General features: G+C 66.9%; 14 protein-coding genes. 8 read left to right on the top strand and 6 right to left on the bottom strand.

What is annotated here, in order from left to right; all coding sequences use genetic code 11:
• Positions 1-8: 8 nt before the first annotated feature.
• Both ATE70_RS21005 and ATE70_RS21010 read left to right on the top strand, forming a co-directional pair.
• Positions 9-2,816, top strand: a complete 2,808-nt coding sequence (locus ATE70_RS21005; RefSeq protein ID WP_197411534.1) for a TonB-dependent receptor — start codon at positions 9-11, stop codon at positions 2,814-2,816.
• Positions 2,817-3,059: 243 nt separating this feature from the next.
• Positions 3,060-5,843, top strand: coding sequence for a TonB-dependent receptor (locus tag ATE70_RS21010; RefSeq protein WP_082639969.1), 2,784 nt, complete (start codon positions 3,060-3,062; stop codon positions 5,841-5,843).
• 242 nt (positions 5,844-6,085) lie between these two features.
• Here ATE70_RS21010 and holA read toward each other — a convergent pair whose 3' ends face one another.
• From holA to ATE70_RS21030, 4 genes are read right to left on the bottom strand one after another with little or no spacing between them, the layout of a single operon-like run.
• The gene (gene holA, locus ATE70_RS21015; RefSeq protein ID WP_058539520.1) at positions 6,086-7,117 is read right to left on the bottom strand and encodes a DNA polymerase III subunit delta; all 1,032 of its coding nucleotides are present in this window, start codon (positions 7,115-7,117) and stop codon (positions 6,086-6,088) included.
• The gene (gene lptE / locus ATE70_RS21020; RefSeq protein WP_058539521.1) at positions 7,114-7,650 is read right to left on the bottom strand and encodes an LPS assembly lipoprotein LptE; all 537 of its coding nucleotides are present in this window, start codon (positions 7,648-7,650) and stop codon (positions 7,114-7,116) included. Before lptE ends, holA begins: the two co-directional genes overlap by 4 nt.
• Positions 7,650-10,199 (bottom strand): leucine--tRNA ligase, encoded by a 2,550-nt coding sequence (gene leuS, locus ATE70_RS21025; protein ID WP_058539522.1) that lies wholly within the window; start codon positions 10,197-10,199, stop codon positions 7,650-7,652. Before leuS ends, lptE begins: the two co-directional genes overlap by 1 nt.
• 54 nt (positions 10,200-10,253) lie before the next feature.
• Positions 10,254-10,715 carry a DUF3576 domain-containing protein gene (locus ATE70_RS21030; RefSeq protein ID WP_056373063.1) on the bottom strand — a complete coding sequence of 154 codons (462 nt, stop codon included), beginning with the start codon at positions 10,713-10,715 and terminating at the stop codon, positions 10,254-10,256.
• Between the two features lie 328 nt (positions 10,716-11,043).
• Between ATE70_RS21030 and ATE70_RS21035 the strand changes: the two genes are divergently transcribed.
• The gene (locus ATE70_RS21035; protein ID WP_231732727.1) at positions 11,044-11,706 is read left to right on the top strand and encodes a hypothetical protein; all 663 of its coding nucleotides are present in this window, start codon (positions 11,044-11,046) and stop codon (positions 11,704-11,706) included.
• 115 nt (positions 11,707-11,821) lie between these two features.
• Here the strand turns inward: ATE70_RS21035 and ATE70_RS21040 are convergent, their stop codons facing one another.
• Positions 11,822-12,418 carry a thiamine phosphate synthase gene (locus ATE70_RS21040; protein WP_231732925.1) on the bottom strand — a complete coding sequence of 199 codons (597 nt, stop codon included), beginning with the start codon at positions 12,416-12,418 and terminating at the stop codon, positions 11,822-11,824.
• A 99-nt stretch (positions 12,419-12,517) separates the two neighbouring features.
• Here ATE70_RS21040 and ATE70_RS21045 point away from each other — a divergent pair, with 99 nt between their 5' ends.
• Positions 12,518-13,180, top strand: coding sequence for a YggS family pyridoxal phosphate-dependent enzyme (locus ATE70_RS21045; protein WP_058539525.1), 663 nt, complete (start codon positions 12,518-12,520; stop codon positions 13,178-13,180).
• A 216-nt stretch (positions 13,181-13,396) separates the two neighbouring features.
• Entirely contained in the window at positions 13,397-14,029 is a 633-nt protein-coding gene (gene catB, locus ATE70_RS21050) for a type B chloramphenicol O-acetyltransferase (protein ID WP_058539526.1), read from the top strand.
• A 39-nt stretch (positions 14,030-14,068) separates the two neighbouring features.
• Here the strand turns inward: catB and ATE70_RS21055 are convergent, their stop codons facing one another.
• Complete coding sequence (locus ATE70_RS21055; protein WP_058539589.1) at positions 14,069-14,581, bottom strand: DUF4402 domain-containing protein; 513 nt, start codon at positions 14,579-14,581, stop codon at positions 14,069-14,071.
• Positions 14,582-14,675: 94 nt separating this feature from the next.
• Between ATE70_RS21055 and ATE70_RS21060 the strand changes: the two genes are divergently transcribed.
• The 3 genes from ATE70_RS21060 to ATE70_RS21070 are packed head-to-tail and all read left to right on the top strand — an operon-like array spanning position 14,676 to position 17,550.
• Positions 14,676-15,746: a type III polyketide synthase gene (locus tag ATE70_RS21060; RefSeq protein WP_058539527.1), complete on the top strand. Its 1,071-nt coding sequence runs from the start codon at positions 14,676-14,678 to the stop codon at positions 15,744-15,746.
• Positions 15,743-16,456 (top strand): methyltransferase domain-containing protein, encoded by a 714-nt coding sequence (locus ATE70_RS21065; RefSeq protein ID WP_058539528.1) that lies wholly within the window; start codon positions 15,743-15,745, stop codon positions 16,454-16,456. The genes ATE70_RS21060 and ATE70_RS21065 overlap by 4 nt, the downstream gene beginning before the upstream one ends.
• Positions 16,453-17,550, top strand: a complete 1,098-nt coding sequence (locus ATE70_RS21070; RefSeq protein ID WP_231732717.1) for an NAD(P)/FAD-dependent oxidoreductase — start codon at positions 16,453-16,455, stop codon at positions 17,548-17,550. Before ATE70_RS21065 ends, ATE70_RS21070 begins: the two co-directional genes overlap by 4 nt.
• The last annotated feature ends 21 nt before the right edge of the window (positions 17,551-17,571 follow it).

Below are 17,571 nucleotides of genomic sequence, written 5' to 3' on the forward strand. Positions count from 1 at the left end.
TGCCCGATATGAAATCATCTTCCCTTCGTGCTGCCCGATTTATGCGCACCAGCGCGCTCGGCGTATCGCTTGCCATGGCGGCGTTCTCGGTTCCCGCCTTTGCGCAAGACGCGCCGGCCGACACCGCGACCGACGACAGCGACAACACCCCGATCATCGTCACCGCGCAGGGCCGCTCGCAGCTGCTCTCCGACGTGCCGGTCGCAATCTCGGCGGTCAGCGCCGAAACGCTGCAGAACAGCGGCGCGAACGACATTCGCCAGCTGAACCAGCTCGCGCCGTCGCTGCTCGTGTCGTCGACCGGCTCGGAAGCCAACGGCTCGGCGCGTATCCGCGGCATCGGCACCGTCGGCGACAACCCCGGCCTCGAAAGCTCGGTCCCCGTCTTCATCGACGGCGTCTACCGTTCGCGTTCGGGCATCGGGCTCAACGAGCTCGGCGAACTCGACCGAATCGAAGTCCAGCGCGGCCCGCAGGGCACGCTCGGCGGACGCAACTCGTCGGCGGGCCTGATCAGCATCTATTCGAAAAAGCCCGATTTCAACTTCGGCGCCACGGGTGAGGTCACCTATGGCAATTATGATTATTGGCGTCTCGGCGGCAGCGTCACCGGCCCGCTCGGCGAAACGCTCGCGGCGCGCCTCGACGGCGTGTGGGTCAAGCGCGACGGTTTCTACAAGGACACCGCGAACAATCGCGACGTCAACAACCGCGACCGCTATTTCCTGCGCGGGCAATTGCTGTTCGAACCGACCGATGCGCTGTCGGTCCGCCTGATCGCCGACTATACCTCGCGCGACGAGGAATGCTGCGCGGCGACCTATGTCGGGCCGAGCGTCAACCAATATATCGGCAATCTCAACACCCCCAGCACCGTCGGCGCGGGTGCGACCCCGACGTCGAACAATATCATCAACGTGCTGCGCGACCTCGGCCAGTCGGTCGGCGCGTTCAACCAGGGTTACAGCCGCGACATTTCGGTCACCCCGGGCCGCAGCTTCGCCGGCAAGACGAAGGATTACGGCTTCTCGGGCCAGATCGACTATGATTTCGGCGGCGCGACGCTGACCTCGATCACCGCGTACCGCGAGTACCGATCGAGCCAGGCCGGCGACGTCGATTACGGCACGGTCGACATCCTCTATCGCGCGCCCGACAAGGATGCCTATCGCCAGTTCCACACCTTCACGCAGGAACTGCGCCTGCAGGGCGAAGCGTTCGACGGCAAGCTCGACTGGCTCGTCGGCGGCTTCTATGCCGATGAAAAGCTGCGGGTGCGCGACAATCTGCGCTTCGGCGAAGACTATGGCCGGTTCGCGGCGTGCCGCCTGATCACGGGCACGGCGCTCTCGGGCCTCTATTCGCCGGCCAGCCCGTCGTGCATCATCCCGGGCGTCGGCCAGGCGACGCTGCTGGGCGCCTTCGGTCCCGCCGCCGGCCCCGATATCGTCGCGAGCCTCGCGGCGCTCGATGGGATCAGCGACAAGGGCAGCATCAACGACGTCTATCGCCAGAATGGCAAGAACTGGGCGCTGTTCACGCACAATATCTTCCACATCACCGACAAGCTCGATTTCACCTTCGGCGTCCGTTACACCAACGACAAGAAGAAGTTCTCGGCGACCTTCACCAACGACAACACCGCCTGTCAGGTGATCCAGGGCCGGTTGCTCGACGATCTGTCGAGCCCGAACGCCACCATCCGCGCCGTCGCAGGCGGCCTGATCGGCCTCGGCTGCCAGGGCAATTCGACCGCCGAGCTCAACAATGTGTCGATCAACGACAAACGGAGCGAGGACGAATGGACCGGCACTGCGATCCTGTCGTACAAGCCGGTCGACGACCTGATGGTCTATGCGAGCTATTCGCGCGGCTACAAGGCGGGCGGCTTCAACCTCGACCGCTCGGCGCTGAAATCGCCGATCCTGCCGTTCGCGGCGACCCCCGGCGGCGCGCAGGGGCTGGTCGGCAACCTGCAGTTCGATCCCGAAAAGGTCGACAGCTATGAACTCGGCGCCAAATATGCGACCGGTCCGTTCGGCCTCGGCCTGACCTTCTTCCGGTCGGACTTCTCGAGCTTCCAGCTCAACACGTTCAACGGCACCGTCTTCCTCGTCCAGAACGTCAATGGCTGCGACAGCGACCTGAACGGCGGCGACCGCGACCAGAGCAAGTTCACCGGTGCGCCGAACTTCAACGCCGCGGCGGCGACCACCGGCGCCTGTCCCAGCGACGACGTCAGCCATGGCGTCCGGTCGGAAGGCTTCGAACTCGAAGCCTCGCTCGTTCCGGCGCGCAGCTTCCGCATGACCGCCGGCCTGACCTATGCGAAGACCAAATATCGCGGTCAGCTGGTCGGCAATAATTCGGGCGCCCCGCTCGACCAGGCGCTGCGCCTGCTGCCGGGCAACAATCTGTCGAACGCGCCCGAACTGGTCGCGACCGGCAGCATCGCCTGGACGCCCGACATCGGCAGCAGCGGGCTGACCGGCCTCGTCTATGTCGACGGCCGCATGACCGGCGATTACAACACCGGTTCGGACCTGTTCCCGCAGAAGGAACAGAATGGCTATGCGCTGTTCAACGCGCGCATCGGCATTCGCGGCCCCGACGAGAAATGGGGAATCGAATTCTGGGGCCAGAATATCTTCAACAAGCAATATGCCCAGGTCGCGTTCAACTCGCCCTTCCAGGAAGGTGCGACCTCGGCGACCGCCGCCTTTGCCGACCCGCAATATCCGGGCGGCCGCCAGATCTTCTCGCAGTTCCTTGCCGAACCGAGGACCTATGGCGTGACGTTGCGCGGTAAGTTCTAAACACCAGCGAATGACAGACTATCGGGGGCGGGACACATGCTGTTCCGCCCCCTTTCTTTTGGCCGGACAAGTCAACCCGTCACATCTGACAGCTGTGACATAAATGCCGCGGCACGCCGGACAATGAGGTTGCCGGACGGGGTTGCGCTGGCTTGGCGCGGCCCGGTCATGATAGGCTGCTGCACAAATAGAATATCATGACGCTCTCCCGCGAAAAAACACCTGTGGAGGAGGGCCTGACCCATGAAAAACTGTTCCCGCCGTACCCGGCTGCTGCGTAGCAACGCCGCGGGCCTGCCGCTTGTCCTCGCCCTGTGGGCCGCGCCCGCCGCGGCGCAGGAAGCCGGCGCCGAGGCGAATGACGAAACGATCATCGTCACCGCGACGCGGCGCAGCGAGGCGCTGTCCGATGTCCCGATCGCGGTTTCGGCGGTCACCGGCGAGACGCTGGAAAAGACCGGCGCGACCGACGTGCGTGCGCTGGGACAGGTCGCCCCGTCGCTGCTCGTGTCGGGCGCGACGAGCGAGGTCAATTTCTCGGCGCGTATTCGCGGCATCGGTACGGTCGGCGAGAATCCCGGCCTCGAATCGTCGGTCGGCCTGTTCATCGACGGCGTCTATCGCAGCCGCACCGGGGTCGGCCTGTCCGAACTCGGCGACATCGAACGCGTCGAGGTGCTGCGCGGGCCGCAGGGCACCTTGTTCGGGCGCAACTCGACCGCGGGGCTGATCAACATCGTCACCAAAGGTCCCGAGCTCGGCCGCTTCGGCGCCAAGGGTTCGATATCCTATGGCAATTACGATTATTGGCGCGTCGACGGGATGATCAATGCGCCGCTGGGCGACAAGGTGGCGGCTCGCCTCGACGGCGTCTGGCAGAAACGCGACGGCTTCATCGACAATGCGACGGCGGGCGAACCCGACATCAACGACCGCGACCGCTGGCTGGCGCGCGGGCAATTGCTGTTCGAACCGAGCGAGACGCTGAAATTCCGCCTGATCGCCGATTACAGCAAGCGCAACGAAAATTGCTGCGGCGGTGTCCTGCTGAACCCCGTGCGCAACCTGGCGCGAGGACCCGACGGTTTCCCGGTGGCGTCGGCGAACACATTGCTGCCGATCCTGCAGGGCCTGGGCGCGAACCATCAGGTCCCGCCGGCGGGAACGCCCTTTGTCCGGCGGCAGTCGACGACGCCCGGAGTCACCTATCGGTCGGACACCAAGGACTGGGGTGTGTCGGGCGAGCTGAACTGGGAGCTTGGCGCGGCGACATTGACCTCGATCACCGCCTATCGCGATTACAAGAATGCGCAGGGCCAGGATGCCGATTTCAGCGCGCTCGACGTGCTCCGCCGCACCGACCTCGACCGCCGGTTCCGCCTGTTCACGCAGGAGGTCCGGTTGCAGGGCGAGGCGTTCGACGGGCGGCTCGACTGGCTGGTTGGCGGCTATTATGCGAACGAGAAACTCGATGTCGACGACGACATTGTTTACGGCAATAATTACGAGCAATTCGCCAATTGCCTGCTCTTCGCGAGCGCGCTGCCAAGTGCGGTGCTGCCCTCGAACCCCTCGTGCGTGAACGTGCCGGTGGTGCAGGGGACGATCGCCGTGCTGCCCCCGGGTGCGACGCGCTCGCTGCTGCAGGCGCTGATCGCCAATCCCGCGCGCCCGGGCTTCGGCTCGCTCGCCGCAGCGCTCGGCCAGCCGGCGCTCGCGATCAACGGCACTGGCAATCAGGGATCGACCTTTGCGCAGCGCAGCCGCAACTTCGCGGTCTTTACCCACAACAGCTTCGACATCGTCCCCGACGTGCTGACCTTCACGATCGGCGCGCGCTATACGAGCGAACGCAAGACCCTCGATGCCGACGCGAATTTCAACAATGCGATCTGCCCGCTGATCGTCAATTCGCCCTTCCAGTCGCTCGCGACCTTGCCCTGCGTCATCAACAGCACCGCGCCCGACCTGCCGCGCGGCAGCGCGGGGACGAAGTTCAAGGACAATGAATGGACCGGAACCGCGGTGCTGAGCTGGAAACCCGCCCCCGAATGGCTCGTCTATGGATCGGCGTCGAAGGGATATAAAGCGGGCGGCTTCAACCTCGATTTCTCGGCGCTCGACCGGACATGCAACACGGCCTTCGACCCGGCCTGCGCGGCGCGGCTGGCGCTGCCCGCGAACACGAGCGGCAACGGCCGGCCCGAGGCGAGCGACCTGCAGTTCGCGAGCGAAAAGGTCGATGCCTATGAACTCGGCATCAAATGGGACGGCCCCGGGATCGACGTCAATGTCGCGGCTTTCTATCAGGAATATAGCAATTATCAGCTCAACACCTTCAACGGCGTCAATTTCGAGGTCACCAACATTCAGGCGTGCAAGGACGATCTGAACCGCGCCGATTCCGACGGGTTCGCGGCGACCGGCGCCTGCCCGTCCGACCGGCTGAAACCCGGCGTGCGCTCGAAGGGGGTCGAAATCGAAGCCTTCCTGCGCCCCGCGCGCTATGTGTCGGTCAATATGGGGCTGACCTGGGTCGACACGCTCTATCGCCGCAATCTGGTGGGGACGGGCGGGCGGCCGCTGTCGCCGGTGCTGTTCCAGCTTCCCGGCCGCGGCGTGTCGAATGCGCCGCGCTATGTCGCGACTGCAGGGATCAGCTGGACCCCGCCGATCGGCAGTTCGGGGATGAGCGCGCTCGTCTATCTCGACACGCGCCTGCAAAGCGACACCAACACCGGGTCCGACCTCGACGTCGAAAAGATCCAGGACGGTTTCGCGATCTTCAACGGCCGCATCGGCCTCTATGGACCCGAGCGGCGCTGGGGCATCGAGCTGTGGGGCCAGAATCTGCTCAACAAGACATATTACCAGATCGGCGCCGACATGCCGCTGCAAGGCGGCGGCACCTTCCGCGCCGTCGCGGCGCCCGCTTCCTCCGGGCTGGCGGGCACCGCGAATCAGCTGTTCGTCGGCTTCCCCGGCGAACCGCGCACTTACGGGGTGACATTGCGCGGCCAGTTCTGACCGTCTCTCCCCCTCCCCGCTTTGGGGAGGGCGTAGGGAGGGCCTGCCGCGGCCGGGCACTGTCGCGTCAGGCCCTTTCCTTTTGGGTGATGTCCCAACGGTGGGAGCAGACGGCAAACTACCCCCGCGTCGTCATCCCGGACTTGATCCGGGATCCACGACGACGGCGCAGCTATGGATTCCGGATCAAGTCCGGGATGACGATGAAAGGAAGGGCGGCTCCGGTCGAAAGCGCCCCGAACCTACCGCGCCCGCGCGGCCTGGTGCGCGATGTCGGTCATCAGCTTGCGGAACAGTACGGCGCCCGCGGTGCCCGACGCCTTGAGCGCGCGTTCGCAGTCGAGCAAGCGGCTCATCAACCGCGCGATGCGGACCGAATCCCAGATATGGAGCTGCGCGGTCACCGCGTCGCGCTCTTTCCAGAAAATCCCGCTGGTGCGCGCCGATACCACGGTGGCCGGGTGCGCGCCGCCGTCGACCTCGGCGCGCAGGCGCGCGAGCGCCATCGCGCGGATCGCGAGCGCGCGGATGATGCGGATTTCGGCGACGCCGACCGCCGTCGCCTTGGCCAGCATCTCGGGCATTTCGCGTACCTTGCCGCCGAGCGCGACATTGATGCACTCGCTGACATCCTCCTCGTGCGTCGCGGCGCCGAGCGCGGCGATGTCGGCCGCGGTCACCTGCCGCTGCCGATCGGGACCCGCGTCGAGGTAGAGCGCGATCTTCTCGATCTCGCGCCGCATCAGCGCCTGGTCGCCCGAGACAAGGTCGACGAGCAGTTGTGCCTCGGCATTGGCGAGCCGCAGCCCCTGTTCCTGCCCCGCCGTCATCGCGATGCCGACGAGCGCGCGGCGGTCGGGCTGGTAGCAGATCGCCGCAACGGCATGATCCGAGCCTTCGACGAGCTTGACGAGTTTCGACTTGGCGGTGACCGACGCGCCGGTCGCGATTACCGGGTTGATCGCGGTTTCGGCGGCGAGCAGCGCCTCGACCGCCGCAAGGCCGTCGTCGCCGCTGCCCGACAATTCGACCCTGATCACGCGCGCGGACGAAAAAAGCGACATCGACGCGGCTTCGGCGGCGAGCAGCGACGGATCCTGCGAGAGTTGCGATCCCGAAAGGTCGAGCCGTTCGGCATCCTTGCCCGCCAGCCCGATCAAATGGCTCGCGACGGCTTCCATTGTCGCTTCGTCGGGGCCGGTGAGGAGGGTGAAACGAACCGCGGGGTCGAGGCGCGAGAGGCGTTCGAGTTCGTTCGGTTTGACCGTCTTCATTGCCCGGCGGGCACAGCAGCCGGTTGTCCGCCGCCGCGGTTCGCAAAGACGGCGAGGCGCGCGACGATCTGGTCGGCGACCGCCGAGGACAGCCGTTCGAGCGCCGAGGATTCGGCGGCGATCGTCGCATATTCGCTGCCGACGACGTCGATCCCCGCGTCGGAGAACGCCGTCGCGTCGAGCAACACTTCGCCGGTCGCCGCGTCGACGAGCTGGTAGCGTGCGCGCAGTGTCCGCCGCTCGCGCGTTACCGTATCGTCGGCGCGGACGCCGAAGCCGGTGATCGAATCCTCGAGTCGAACGTCGAGGCGGAGGCGCTTGCCCGCACCCTCGCCGCCCTGCGTCGCCTGCAGCCGGTCGCGGAGCGCGTTGCGGACGAGCCAGCCGTTATGTCCCTCGATCGCCGCGACGTCGACGTCGGCGAGCACCTGCGCCACCGCCCCCTTGCTGCCGTTCGCGTAGAGCGGGCGGAGCCCGCAGCCGCCGACAAGCAGCGAAGCAGCGACGAGGCAAGAGGTCAGGAGATTACGCATCAGGGAACGATATTCACCAAACGGTCGGGGACCACAATGACCTTCTTCGGCGCGGCGCCGGCGAGCAGCTCGACGATGCGCGGGCGCGCGAGCGCCGCGGCTTCCACTGCATCCTTGTCGAGACCTTTGGCGAGCGTCATCGTATCGCGCAGCTTACCCGCCATCTGGATGGCGATTGTCACCTCGTCATCGACGAGCAGTGCCGGATTGGCGGCGGGCCATGCGGCATCGGCGATCATCGCGGTCGTGCGCTGGCCGGCGGGAAGCGCGGACCATGCCTCTTCGGCGAGGTGCGGCAGCATCGGTGCGACGAGCAGGATGAGGGTGCGGCACGCCTCGGCGCGGGTCGCCGAGGGCTTGGCCTTCTCGATTTCGTTCGCGAGCGCGTGGACCTTGGCGACGGCCTTGTTGAAGCCAAGCGATTCGATGTCGGCGGCAACGCCGGCGATCGCCTGATGCAGCTTGCGCGCAAGGCCCAGGTCTTCGGCACCGTCACCGACATTTTCGGTGTCGCCGAAGATCCGCCACAAGCGCTGGACGAAGCGCCATGCGCCCTCGATGCCCGCCTCGCTCCACGGCAGGTCGCGTTCGGGCGGGCTGTCCGACAGCATGAACCAGCGCGCGGCGTCGGCGCCGTACTGGTCGAGGATGGCGTCGGGATCGACGACATTCTTTTTCGATTTCGACATCTTGATCACGCGGCCGACGTCGACCGAATAGCCGTCGGCGGTGAGCGTCGCGCCGTCGGGACGACGCTCGATCTCCTCGGGGGTGAAGTAGAGCGGCGGCAGACCTTCGCCCTGCACGCGGCTGTAGGTTTCGTGCGTCACCATGCCCTGCGTGAAAAGACTCGCGAAGGGCTCGGCGATGTCGATCATGCCCATATGCTTGAGCGCGCGCGTCCAGAAGCGCGCATAAAGCAGGTGAAGGATCGCATGCTCGATGCCGCCGATATATTGGTCGACGGGCAGCCAGCGGCGGATCACCTCGGGATCGAACGGCTTGTCCGACGGCGAACTCGCGAAGCGCAGGAAATACCAGGACGAATCGACGAAGGTGTCGAGCGTGTCGGTTTCGCGCACCGCGTCACCGCCGCAGCCGGGGCAATGGACATGTTTCCACGTCGGATGGCGATCCAATGGATTGCCCGGGACCGAGAAATCGACATCCTCGGGCAGGACGACGGGAAGCTGGTCCTTGGGCACCGGCACGGTGCCGCACGCATGGCAGTGGATGAAGGGGATCGGCGTCCCCCAGTAGCGCTGGCGCGAGACGCCCCAGTCGCGGAGGCGCCACACGGTAGTGCCCTTGCCCCAGCCCTCATGCTCGGCGCGCGTGATGACGGCGGCCTTCGCCTCGTCGATCGTCATGCCGTCGAGGAAGTGGCTGTTCACGAGCTTGCCGGGGCCGGTGTAGGCCTCGGTCCCCGTGAAATGCTGCGCGGTCGCGTCGCCGTCGGCGATGACGCGGTGGACCTGCAGCCCATATTTATGCGCGAAGTCGAGGTCGCGCTGGTCGTGCGCCGGGCAACCGAAGATCGCGCCGGTGCCATAGTCCATCAGCACATAGTTCACGACCCAGACGGGCAGGTGCCAGTTGGGATCGAGCGGGTGCTCGACCGCGATGCCGGTGTCGAATCCCATCTTCTCGGCGGTGTCGATCTGTTCGGCGGCGGTGCCCTGGCGGCGGCAGTCCTCGATGAACGCCGCGAGCTCGGGCGAATCCTTCGCGAGCCGCTCGGCGAGCGGATGGTCGGGCGAGATCGCCGCGAAGCTTGCGCCGTAAAGCGTGTCGGGGCGCGTCGTGAAGACGTCGAAGCCGGCCGCGCCGCCAGCGAGCTTGAAGCTGAACTCCAGCCCCTGCGACTTGCCGATCCAGTTTTCCTGCATCAGCCGCACCTTGTCGGGCCAGCTGTCGAGTGCGCCCAGCCCTTCGAGCAGTTCGTCGGCGAAGTCGGTGATCTTCAAAAACCACTGCGACAGCTTTTTCTTTTCGACGAGCGCGCCCGAGCGCCAGCCGCGGCCGTCGATCACCTGCTCGTTCGCGAGCACGGTCATGTCGACGGGGTCCCAGTTCACATAGCTGTGCTTGCGCGTGACGAGCCCCGCGGCGAACAGGTCGAGGAAGAGCGCCTGTTCCTGGCCGTAATAATCGGGCTCGCACGTCGCGAGCTCGCGGCTCCAGTCAATCGCGAGGCCAAGGCGCTTCAGCTGCGCGCGCATCGACGCGATATTGTCGCGCGTCCAGCCGCCGGGGTGGACGCCCTTTTCCATCGCGGCGTTCTCGGCGGGCATGCCGAACGCGTCCCAGCCCATCGGGTGGAGCACGTCGTGCCCCGTCATCCGCTTGAAGCGCGCGAGCACGTCGCCCATCGCATAGTTGCGGACGTGACCCATATGGATGCGCCCCGACGGATAGGGGAACATCTCGAGGATATAGGCCTTGGGCCGATCTTCGCTATCGGTCGTGGCAAAGCTGTTCGCCGCCTCCCACGCCTTTTGCCAGCGGGCGTCGGCGGCGAGGGCGCCAAAGCGCGGTTCGCGGGTCATTCGTCGGTTACCCCGTTAGTCTGTGTGGGCAGGCGCGGAAAGCGCGCCGCCGGATTAGTCCCTGATGGCCGAGCGACGCAGGTCGCGGGCGCGGGTGAGGATGATTTCCTCGAGCTTCTGCACCGTCGCCGCCTGTACCGGCGCGTCGACCCAGCTGCCGCCCTGCGCGACCTGGCGCGAAGCCGCGATGCGCAGCGCGTCGGCGCGCAGATCCTGGTCGAGGATCGAGACGGTAACCTTCATCCGCTCGCCCGGGTTCGCCGGGTTCGCATACCAGTCGGTGATCACGACGCCGCCGGCCGAATCGGCCTGGAGCAGCGGCATGAACGACAGCGCGTCGAGCGAGGCGCGCCACAAATAGCTGTTGACGCCAATCGTCGTCACCTGGCTGGCGGCGAGATCGGCGCGCGGCCGTTCCTTGTTCGCGCAGGCCGAAAGACCAAGCGCCGCGAGCCCAAGCAGCGCGAGCGCGGCCGGACGGCGACCGAGCGTGGCAAGGACGGAAAGCTGGGACATGCGGGTACACCTTATCTCTTGAGCCCGTCCGACGTGGAAAATCGGCCGCGCGGAACGATATTGCCAGCGTCTCTATCGCCCTTGTCGCCGCCCCGCAAGCGCGGCAATTTCGGCTTTGCCGCGGTTCAGATTCTGGTCAGATTCGAAATGCACTGTGACGATCCCGCAACAATTTTGGCAAAAATCGGAATCGTTGCAACAATTTGACGGGATTCACTGGCAATGTTGCCCCGGGAGTCCTATCTGAAGAATCAATTGGGGTTGGAGTCGCAGGGCAATGGCGCGGACATCGCGACATTTTTGGAAAGGAAGCCTCACCGCTTTGGCGGTGGTTTCGCTTGCGCTTCCGCCAGCGCTCGCCGCGATGTCGAGCAGCGACCGCATCCGCGACACCAATCTTTCGGAAACCCTGCTTGGCCAGTTCACCCCGGCATCGGGCGATGAGCGGCTGATCGCACGCTATAACAAAATGTCGGCCGAACAGCGCGGCAGCTTCAGCTTCACCCCCGCGCTTCCCGACGACGGGCGCAAGAATCGCGCGATCACCGTCGTGATTCGCGCCCGCGACGACGCGTCGAGCGCCGCGCGCACCTCTGCGCTGGCTGCGGGCCGGACTGCGCCGATCGCGATTACTCCGGTCGCCTATAATCTCGGCGCCTCGGTCGGATTCGAGAAATTCGTCACGCCGGCGCTGCCGCGCGGCACCGACCTTCGTAACCTGCCGGTCGCGAAGGCTCCGGAACAGGACGAGAAAAAGTCGCGCTTCGCCACGCGTATGGTCAACCGCCCAAGCGACCCAAGCGGGGCAACCGATCGCGTCACCGCTCCTGGCGAAGCGTCGGCCGTCGATGTCGTCAGCAGCTATCGCCTGACCAAGAACATCGACGTCACCGCGGGCGTTCGGTACAAGAGCGACGACCGTATCGAACCGCTGACCGATACGCGCCGCGACAGCCAGGCGGTCTATGTCGGAACCGCGTTCCGCTTCTAAATCTGTATCGCTATTTGGATCAGGGCGGCCTGCAAATGGCGACCTTCCGCGCTTCCGGTGCTCACGCACATTAAGTGCCCTGCGCTCCGGGTCACGGAACGCCGTCATTTTCGACTCACCCTGACGCAAATATCGACGCAGCTTGTCCCCGGCGCTTCGCCGCCTTTTCTTCCCACGCATCGATCGCCGCCCAGCCGGGCCTGATTCCGCTTGCGCGGCTTAGCGCGCGCGCGCGCGCCACCGTCATCCCGCCGAGCGCGATCGGATGGGCGTCCGATAACCGCGCGAGCCGCAGCCACATCGCGCGCCCGAGCACCGGTGCGCCGGGATGCGACCGCGTCGGATGGAGCGGCGAGATGAAGACGGCGCCGGCGCCGGCCTTGCGCGCGCGGCGCGCCTCGCGCGCATCGTGGACGGGCATCGTCAGCAACAGGCCGAGCCGATGCGCCTGCCCCGCCCGCTTTACATCGCGCTGGCGAAGGTGGACGCCGTCGGCGCCCCAGCGGCGCGCCGTCGCGGGGTCTCCCGCGAGCAGCACGGTCAATCCCCGCGCACGCGCGGTGCACATCAACCGCCGCAGCAGGCGCCAGCGCGCGCCGGGCGCCAGGCTGTCGTGGCGGAGGACGATACCGCTGCCCGGCGGAAGCAGCGCCGCGAGTTCGGCGATGCCGACCGCGGTCCGCTCGTCGCTGAACAGCCATGCGTTCGGCAATGCGTTTGGCGATTTGGGGGACAGGGGGTGGCGCGGGCGCATCGCCCTTTCTATAGGCGCGTCGCGAGCGCGCGCAACGCGCGGGATGGAAGCGAGACGATGAGCGAAGCAGCAGACCGGCTGGCCGAGGTAAATGCCAATATCACGGGCGCGGCAAAGCGCGCGCAGCGGCGGACCGATGATATCTGCCTGATCGCCGTGTCGAAGACCCACGACGCCGACGCCATCCGCCCGCTGATCGCCGCGGGCCAGCGCCACTTCGGCGAGAATCGCGTGCAGGAAGCCGCGGCGAAATGGCCCGAACTGCGCGCCGAAACCCCCGATGTCGTGCTCCACCTGATCGGCCAGTTGCAGTCGAACAAGGCCGAGGAAGCGGTGGCGCTGTTCGATGCGATCCACTCGCTCGACCGCAGCTCGCTGGTACAGGCCATCGCGAAGGCATGCACCAAGGCCGGAAAACAGCCCGAGCTGTTCGTCCAGGTCAATATCGGCGACGAGGAGCAGAAGGGCGGCTGCGCGGTCGCCGACGTGCCGGCGCTGCTGGCCGAAGCGCAGCACGCCGGGCTGACGATCGACGGCCTGATGGCGATCCCCCCCGCCGATATCGAACCCGCGCCCTTTTTCGCGCTGCTCGACGAACTCGCCGAACGAAATGGGCTGACGGGGCGTTCGATGGGGATGAGCGGCGATTACGAAACCGCGGTGATGCTGGGCGCGACGCATGTGCGCGTCGGGACGGCGCTGTTCGGGTCGCGAAGCTGAACCAGTGAATGCCGATTTCGGTGCCGCGATGTTGCCACGGCGCTCCTGACGTTTTAGCTTGTCTTCCATGAAGTCCGCACCGTGTACCACCTGCATGGGGTTCCCGCGCCACTGACGCGAGGAACGACGAAGGCGCACCGCCCGGTCGCGCCTGTTGATGAATATCATCTTCATCCTTCGTTGGCCGACAGGCCATCGACACCGCAGGTGTTCACAATGGACAATTTTTTCGAAAGCCCCTTCAAGGGGATAACGCTCGACAAACAAGTTACGCAGCCGAATATTCGGGTCGGCCGCTTCAGCTATTATTCGGGCTATTATCACGGACACAGCTTCGACGACTGCGCCCGCTTCATCCTTCCCGACAAGGATGCGGACAAGCTGATCATCGGCAGCTTCTGCTCGATCGGGTCGGGCGCCGCCTTCATCATGGCGGGCAATCAGGGGCACCGGAACGACTGGATCAGCACCTTTCCCTTTTTCTGGATGCCCGAGGTTCCGGCGTTCGGCGGCGCCCGGAACGGCTTTCTCCCGGCAGGCGATACCGTGATCGGTCACGATGTCTGGATCGGTTCGGAAGCGATCGTCATGCCGGGCATCCGGATCGGCGACGGCGCCGTCATTGGCACACGGGCGGTCGTGACCCGCGACGTTGCCCCCTACACGATCGTCGGCGGGAATCCGGCAGCCCCGATTCGCAAGCGCTTCGCCGATGGCGACATCGCGGCGTTGCTGGACATGCAATGGTGGCATTGGCCCGATGAACGACTGCGCGAGGCGATGCCGCACTTATGCAGCAGCGATATCGCCGGCCTGCGCGAGTTGTGGAGCGGCTGGCAATCGCGTTGATCCGGGGGTGGGAAGCGACGGTTCGCTTTCCACCTCGCCCTATTGATATTCGACAGTCACCGGAATCCGCCCGCGATAGTCCCCATCGTCGAGCCCGGCGATCTGGAGCCGGCCGCCGAAGCGGAACTGAAGCCGGCCGTCGGCGCCGAGGCGCGGCGCGGCCGACAGATCGGTGACGAGGCCGGTGACGCGCGCGGTGCGGCCATGACCGCTTTCAAGATCGACGCTTGCGGGAAGGATGACGCGCACCTCGGCCCCCGGTTCGCCGCGCACGGTGACGGTGCCGGTCAGCGCGAAGCCGCCGAGATCGACGACATCGCCGCGCACGCGGCGGGCGCCCGAGGCGGGATCGATTTCGACCTCGCCGCCCATCGCGCCGACCGCGACGCGGCCCATGTCGAGCCGGGTTTCGACATCGACGCGCAGCGGCACCTCGGCCTTGCGCGCCGCGATTCCCGCCGCCTTGTCCTGCGCGCAGAGCATGCATTGCGCCGCTGCGGCAGGTGCAGCGCCGAACAACAGGCCCAAGCCAAGGAAAAGACGCAGTTTCACATCTTCCCCTTGCCACAGCATGGTTAATCCCGGGTAAAATGGCGCAGCACCTTATCCGCTGGCCAGCGCCGCGCTTTTGGGTCAAACCCGCGCCATGAGCAGCCCTCCGCCCGTCCGGCTCAACGCCCTCGCCACCGCGGTGCCGGGGCACGACATCCATCAGTCGTTCATCGACTGGGCGACGCCGCGCCTCGCCGACCCGCGCATGCGGGCGCTCTTTGCGCGGATGGCGGCGCGATCGGGGATCGACCACCGCTGGTCGGTGCTGCCGCCGACTGCCGACGGCGGATCGCCCGTCGGCGCGGGCGGATTTTACGACGTCCCCGGCCTGCCGCCGACTTCGGCGCGGATGGCGGCCTATGCAGAATATGCCCCCGACCTCGCGATGCAGGCGATCGCGGCGCTCGGCGACGCGCTCGACCCGGCGCGCGTCACGCATATCGTCGTCGCGAGTTGCACCGGCTTCGTCGCGCCGGGGATCGATCAGATCATCGCGCAGCGGCTGGGCCTGCCCGCGACGGTCGAGCGCGTGCTGATCGGCTTCATGGGCTGCTACGCCGGGGTCACCGCGCTGCGCACCGCGCGGCATATCGTGCGGTCCGAACCCGGCGCCGTCGTGCTGGTGGTCAGCGTCGAGCTGTCGAGCCTGCACCTCTCGGCCGCCGACGAGGCCGAACCCCTGCTGATGATGCTGCAGTTCAGCGACGGCGCGGCGGCAGGGATCGTGTCGGCCGCGCCGCACGGGCTTGAGCTCGGCGAAGGGCGCAGCCTTGCGCTCGCGGACAGCGCGGACCTGATCCGCTGGGACATCGGCGACAAGGGGTTCGAGATGCAGCTATCGGGCGAAGTGCCCGGGCGGCTGCGCGAAACATTGGCGAGACCCGATGTGCAGCGCACACTGTTCGGCGCGGCCGGTCCGCCGCCCCTGCTCGCGGTCCATGCCGGGGGGCGCTCGGTACTCGACGCGGTCGAGCATGCGCTCGGCGTCGATCCGGACACCCTCGCCGACAGCCGCGCGGTGCTCGCGCGTTTCGGCAATATGTCGTCGGCGACGATCCTGTTCGTGCTCGCCGACATGATGGCGCGCGGCGCGGCGGGCGAGGGGGTCGCGATCGCATTCGGCCCCGGGCTCGCCGCCGAAGCGATCGGCTTCACCGCGCCATGAACCTCTTCGCCAGCCTTCGTGTCCCGATCGTCCGCGAGGAGGAGATGGACGCCGCCGAGCTGCCGCCCGAACGTTATGCGCGCGTGCTTGCCGACCTGTCGCGGATCAACGGTCTGACGATGGCGCCGCGCCCGACGCTGAACTTTCTCGATCGGGTGCGTGCGCTCGGCGTTGGCGACCGGCCGTGGCGCATTCTCGACGTCGGGTTCGGCGCGGGCGACATGCTCGCGCGGATCGCGCGCTGGGGCGACAGGCGCGGGGTTGCGCTCGACCTGGTGGGCGTCGACCTCAATCGCAAGAGCGAGGCGGTGGCGGCGATGCGGCTCGGTACGCGGGCGCGGTTGATCACCGGCGATTATCGCGCGCTCGCGGGGCAGGGGTGGGACATCATCCTCTCCAGCCTCGTCACCCACCATATGACGCCCGCGCAGCGCACCGAATTCCTCCGCTTCATGGAAGGCGAGGCGGCGCGCGGTTGGCTGGTCAACGACCTCCATCGCCGGCGCCTGCCCTTTGCGGGCTTTCCACTGCTCGCGACTCTCGCTCTCGTTGATCCGATCGTGCGGCGCGACGGACAGCTATCGGTCGGGCGCAGCTTTCGCCGCGCCGAATGGCGGGCGATGCTGGCCGAAGCCTTGCCCGAGGCGGCAAGCGAATGCCGGATCTTTCGCAGCTTTCCGTACCGGCTTTGCGTCGAGCATATCCGGTGAGCGATGCGATCGTCGTCGGCGCCGGCCCCGCCGGGTCGGCCGCGGCGATCGGGCTGGCGCGCAGCGGTGCGCGGACGCTGCTACTCGAACGCACGCGCGAAACGGGCGACGCGCTGTGCGGCGGTTTCCTGAGCTGGCAGACGTTGCAGCGGCTCGATGCGCTCGGGATCGAGCGCGCGGCGCTCGGCGGGCAGGCGGTTCGCTGCGTGCGCCTGTTCGCGGGCCAGCGGCAGAGTGAGACCGCGCTGCCCGGCGAGGCGATGGGGGTGTCGCGCCGCCGGCTCGACTGCGCTTTGCAAGCGGCAGCAGTGGCGGCGGGCGCCGGCCTCGAACGCGGCATCCATGCGACGGCGCTCGAAGGCGGCACGGTGCAGACGCGCGACGGTGCGATGCTGGCCGCATCGTCGATCTTCCTCGCCGCGGGCAAGCACGGGTTTCGCGGTTTTCCGCGCGAGCCCGCCGCATGGCAACGCGCCGACCCCGTAATGGGGATGCGGTTGCGTCTTCCGGCGCATCCTTCGCTCGACCGGCTGATTGGCGATGCCGTCGAACTCCACCTGTTCGATCGCGGCTATGCCGGGCTGGTGCGGCAGGAGGATGGCAGCGGCAACCTGTGCCTTGCGGTGCACAAGTCGCGGCTCGATGACGCGGGGGGCGATCCGGCGGCACTGCTGCGCATGCTGGGCGACACGCTTCCGCATCTCGGCGAACGGTTGGCGCATGCCGACTGGTCGCGCGCCGTCGATGCGATCGGGCACGTCCCTTATGGCTGGCGCGCACGCGATACGGCGCCGGGCCTGTTCCGGCTCGGCGACCAGGCCGGGGTGATCCCGAGCCTTGCGGGCGAGGGCATGGGACTCGCGCTCGCGAGCGCCGAGGCGGCGGTGGCGGCGTGGCGTCACGGCGGCGGCGATGCGGCGCCCGCATATCAGAAGCGCCTCGCGATGAGGATGACGCGCCCCTTCGCGCTCGCCAATCTCGTCTGGCGAATGGGCGAAAATCGGCACACAGCGGGAGCCATGACGAGCATGGCGTCACTTTTTCCGGCGTTGGTACGAATGATGTCAGAGGCGACGCGGATCGAGCCCCGCTAACAGCTCACCCGCTCCCCCCTT

The organism is Sphingopyxis sp. H053, assembly GCF_001468225.1.
Taxonomy (GTDB): Bacteria; Pseudomonadota; Alphaproteobacteria; order Sphingomonadales; family Sphingomonadaceae; genus Sphingopyxis.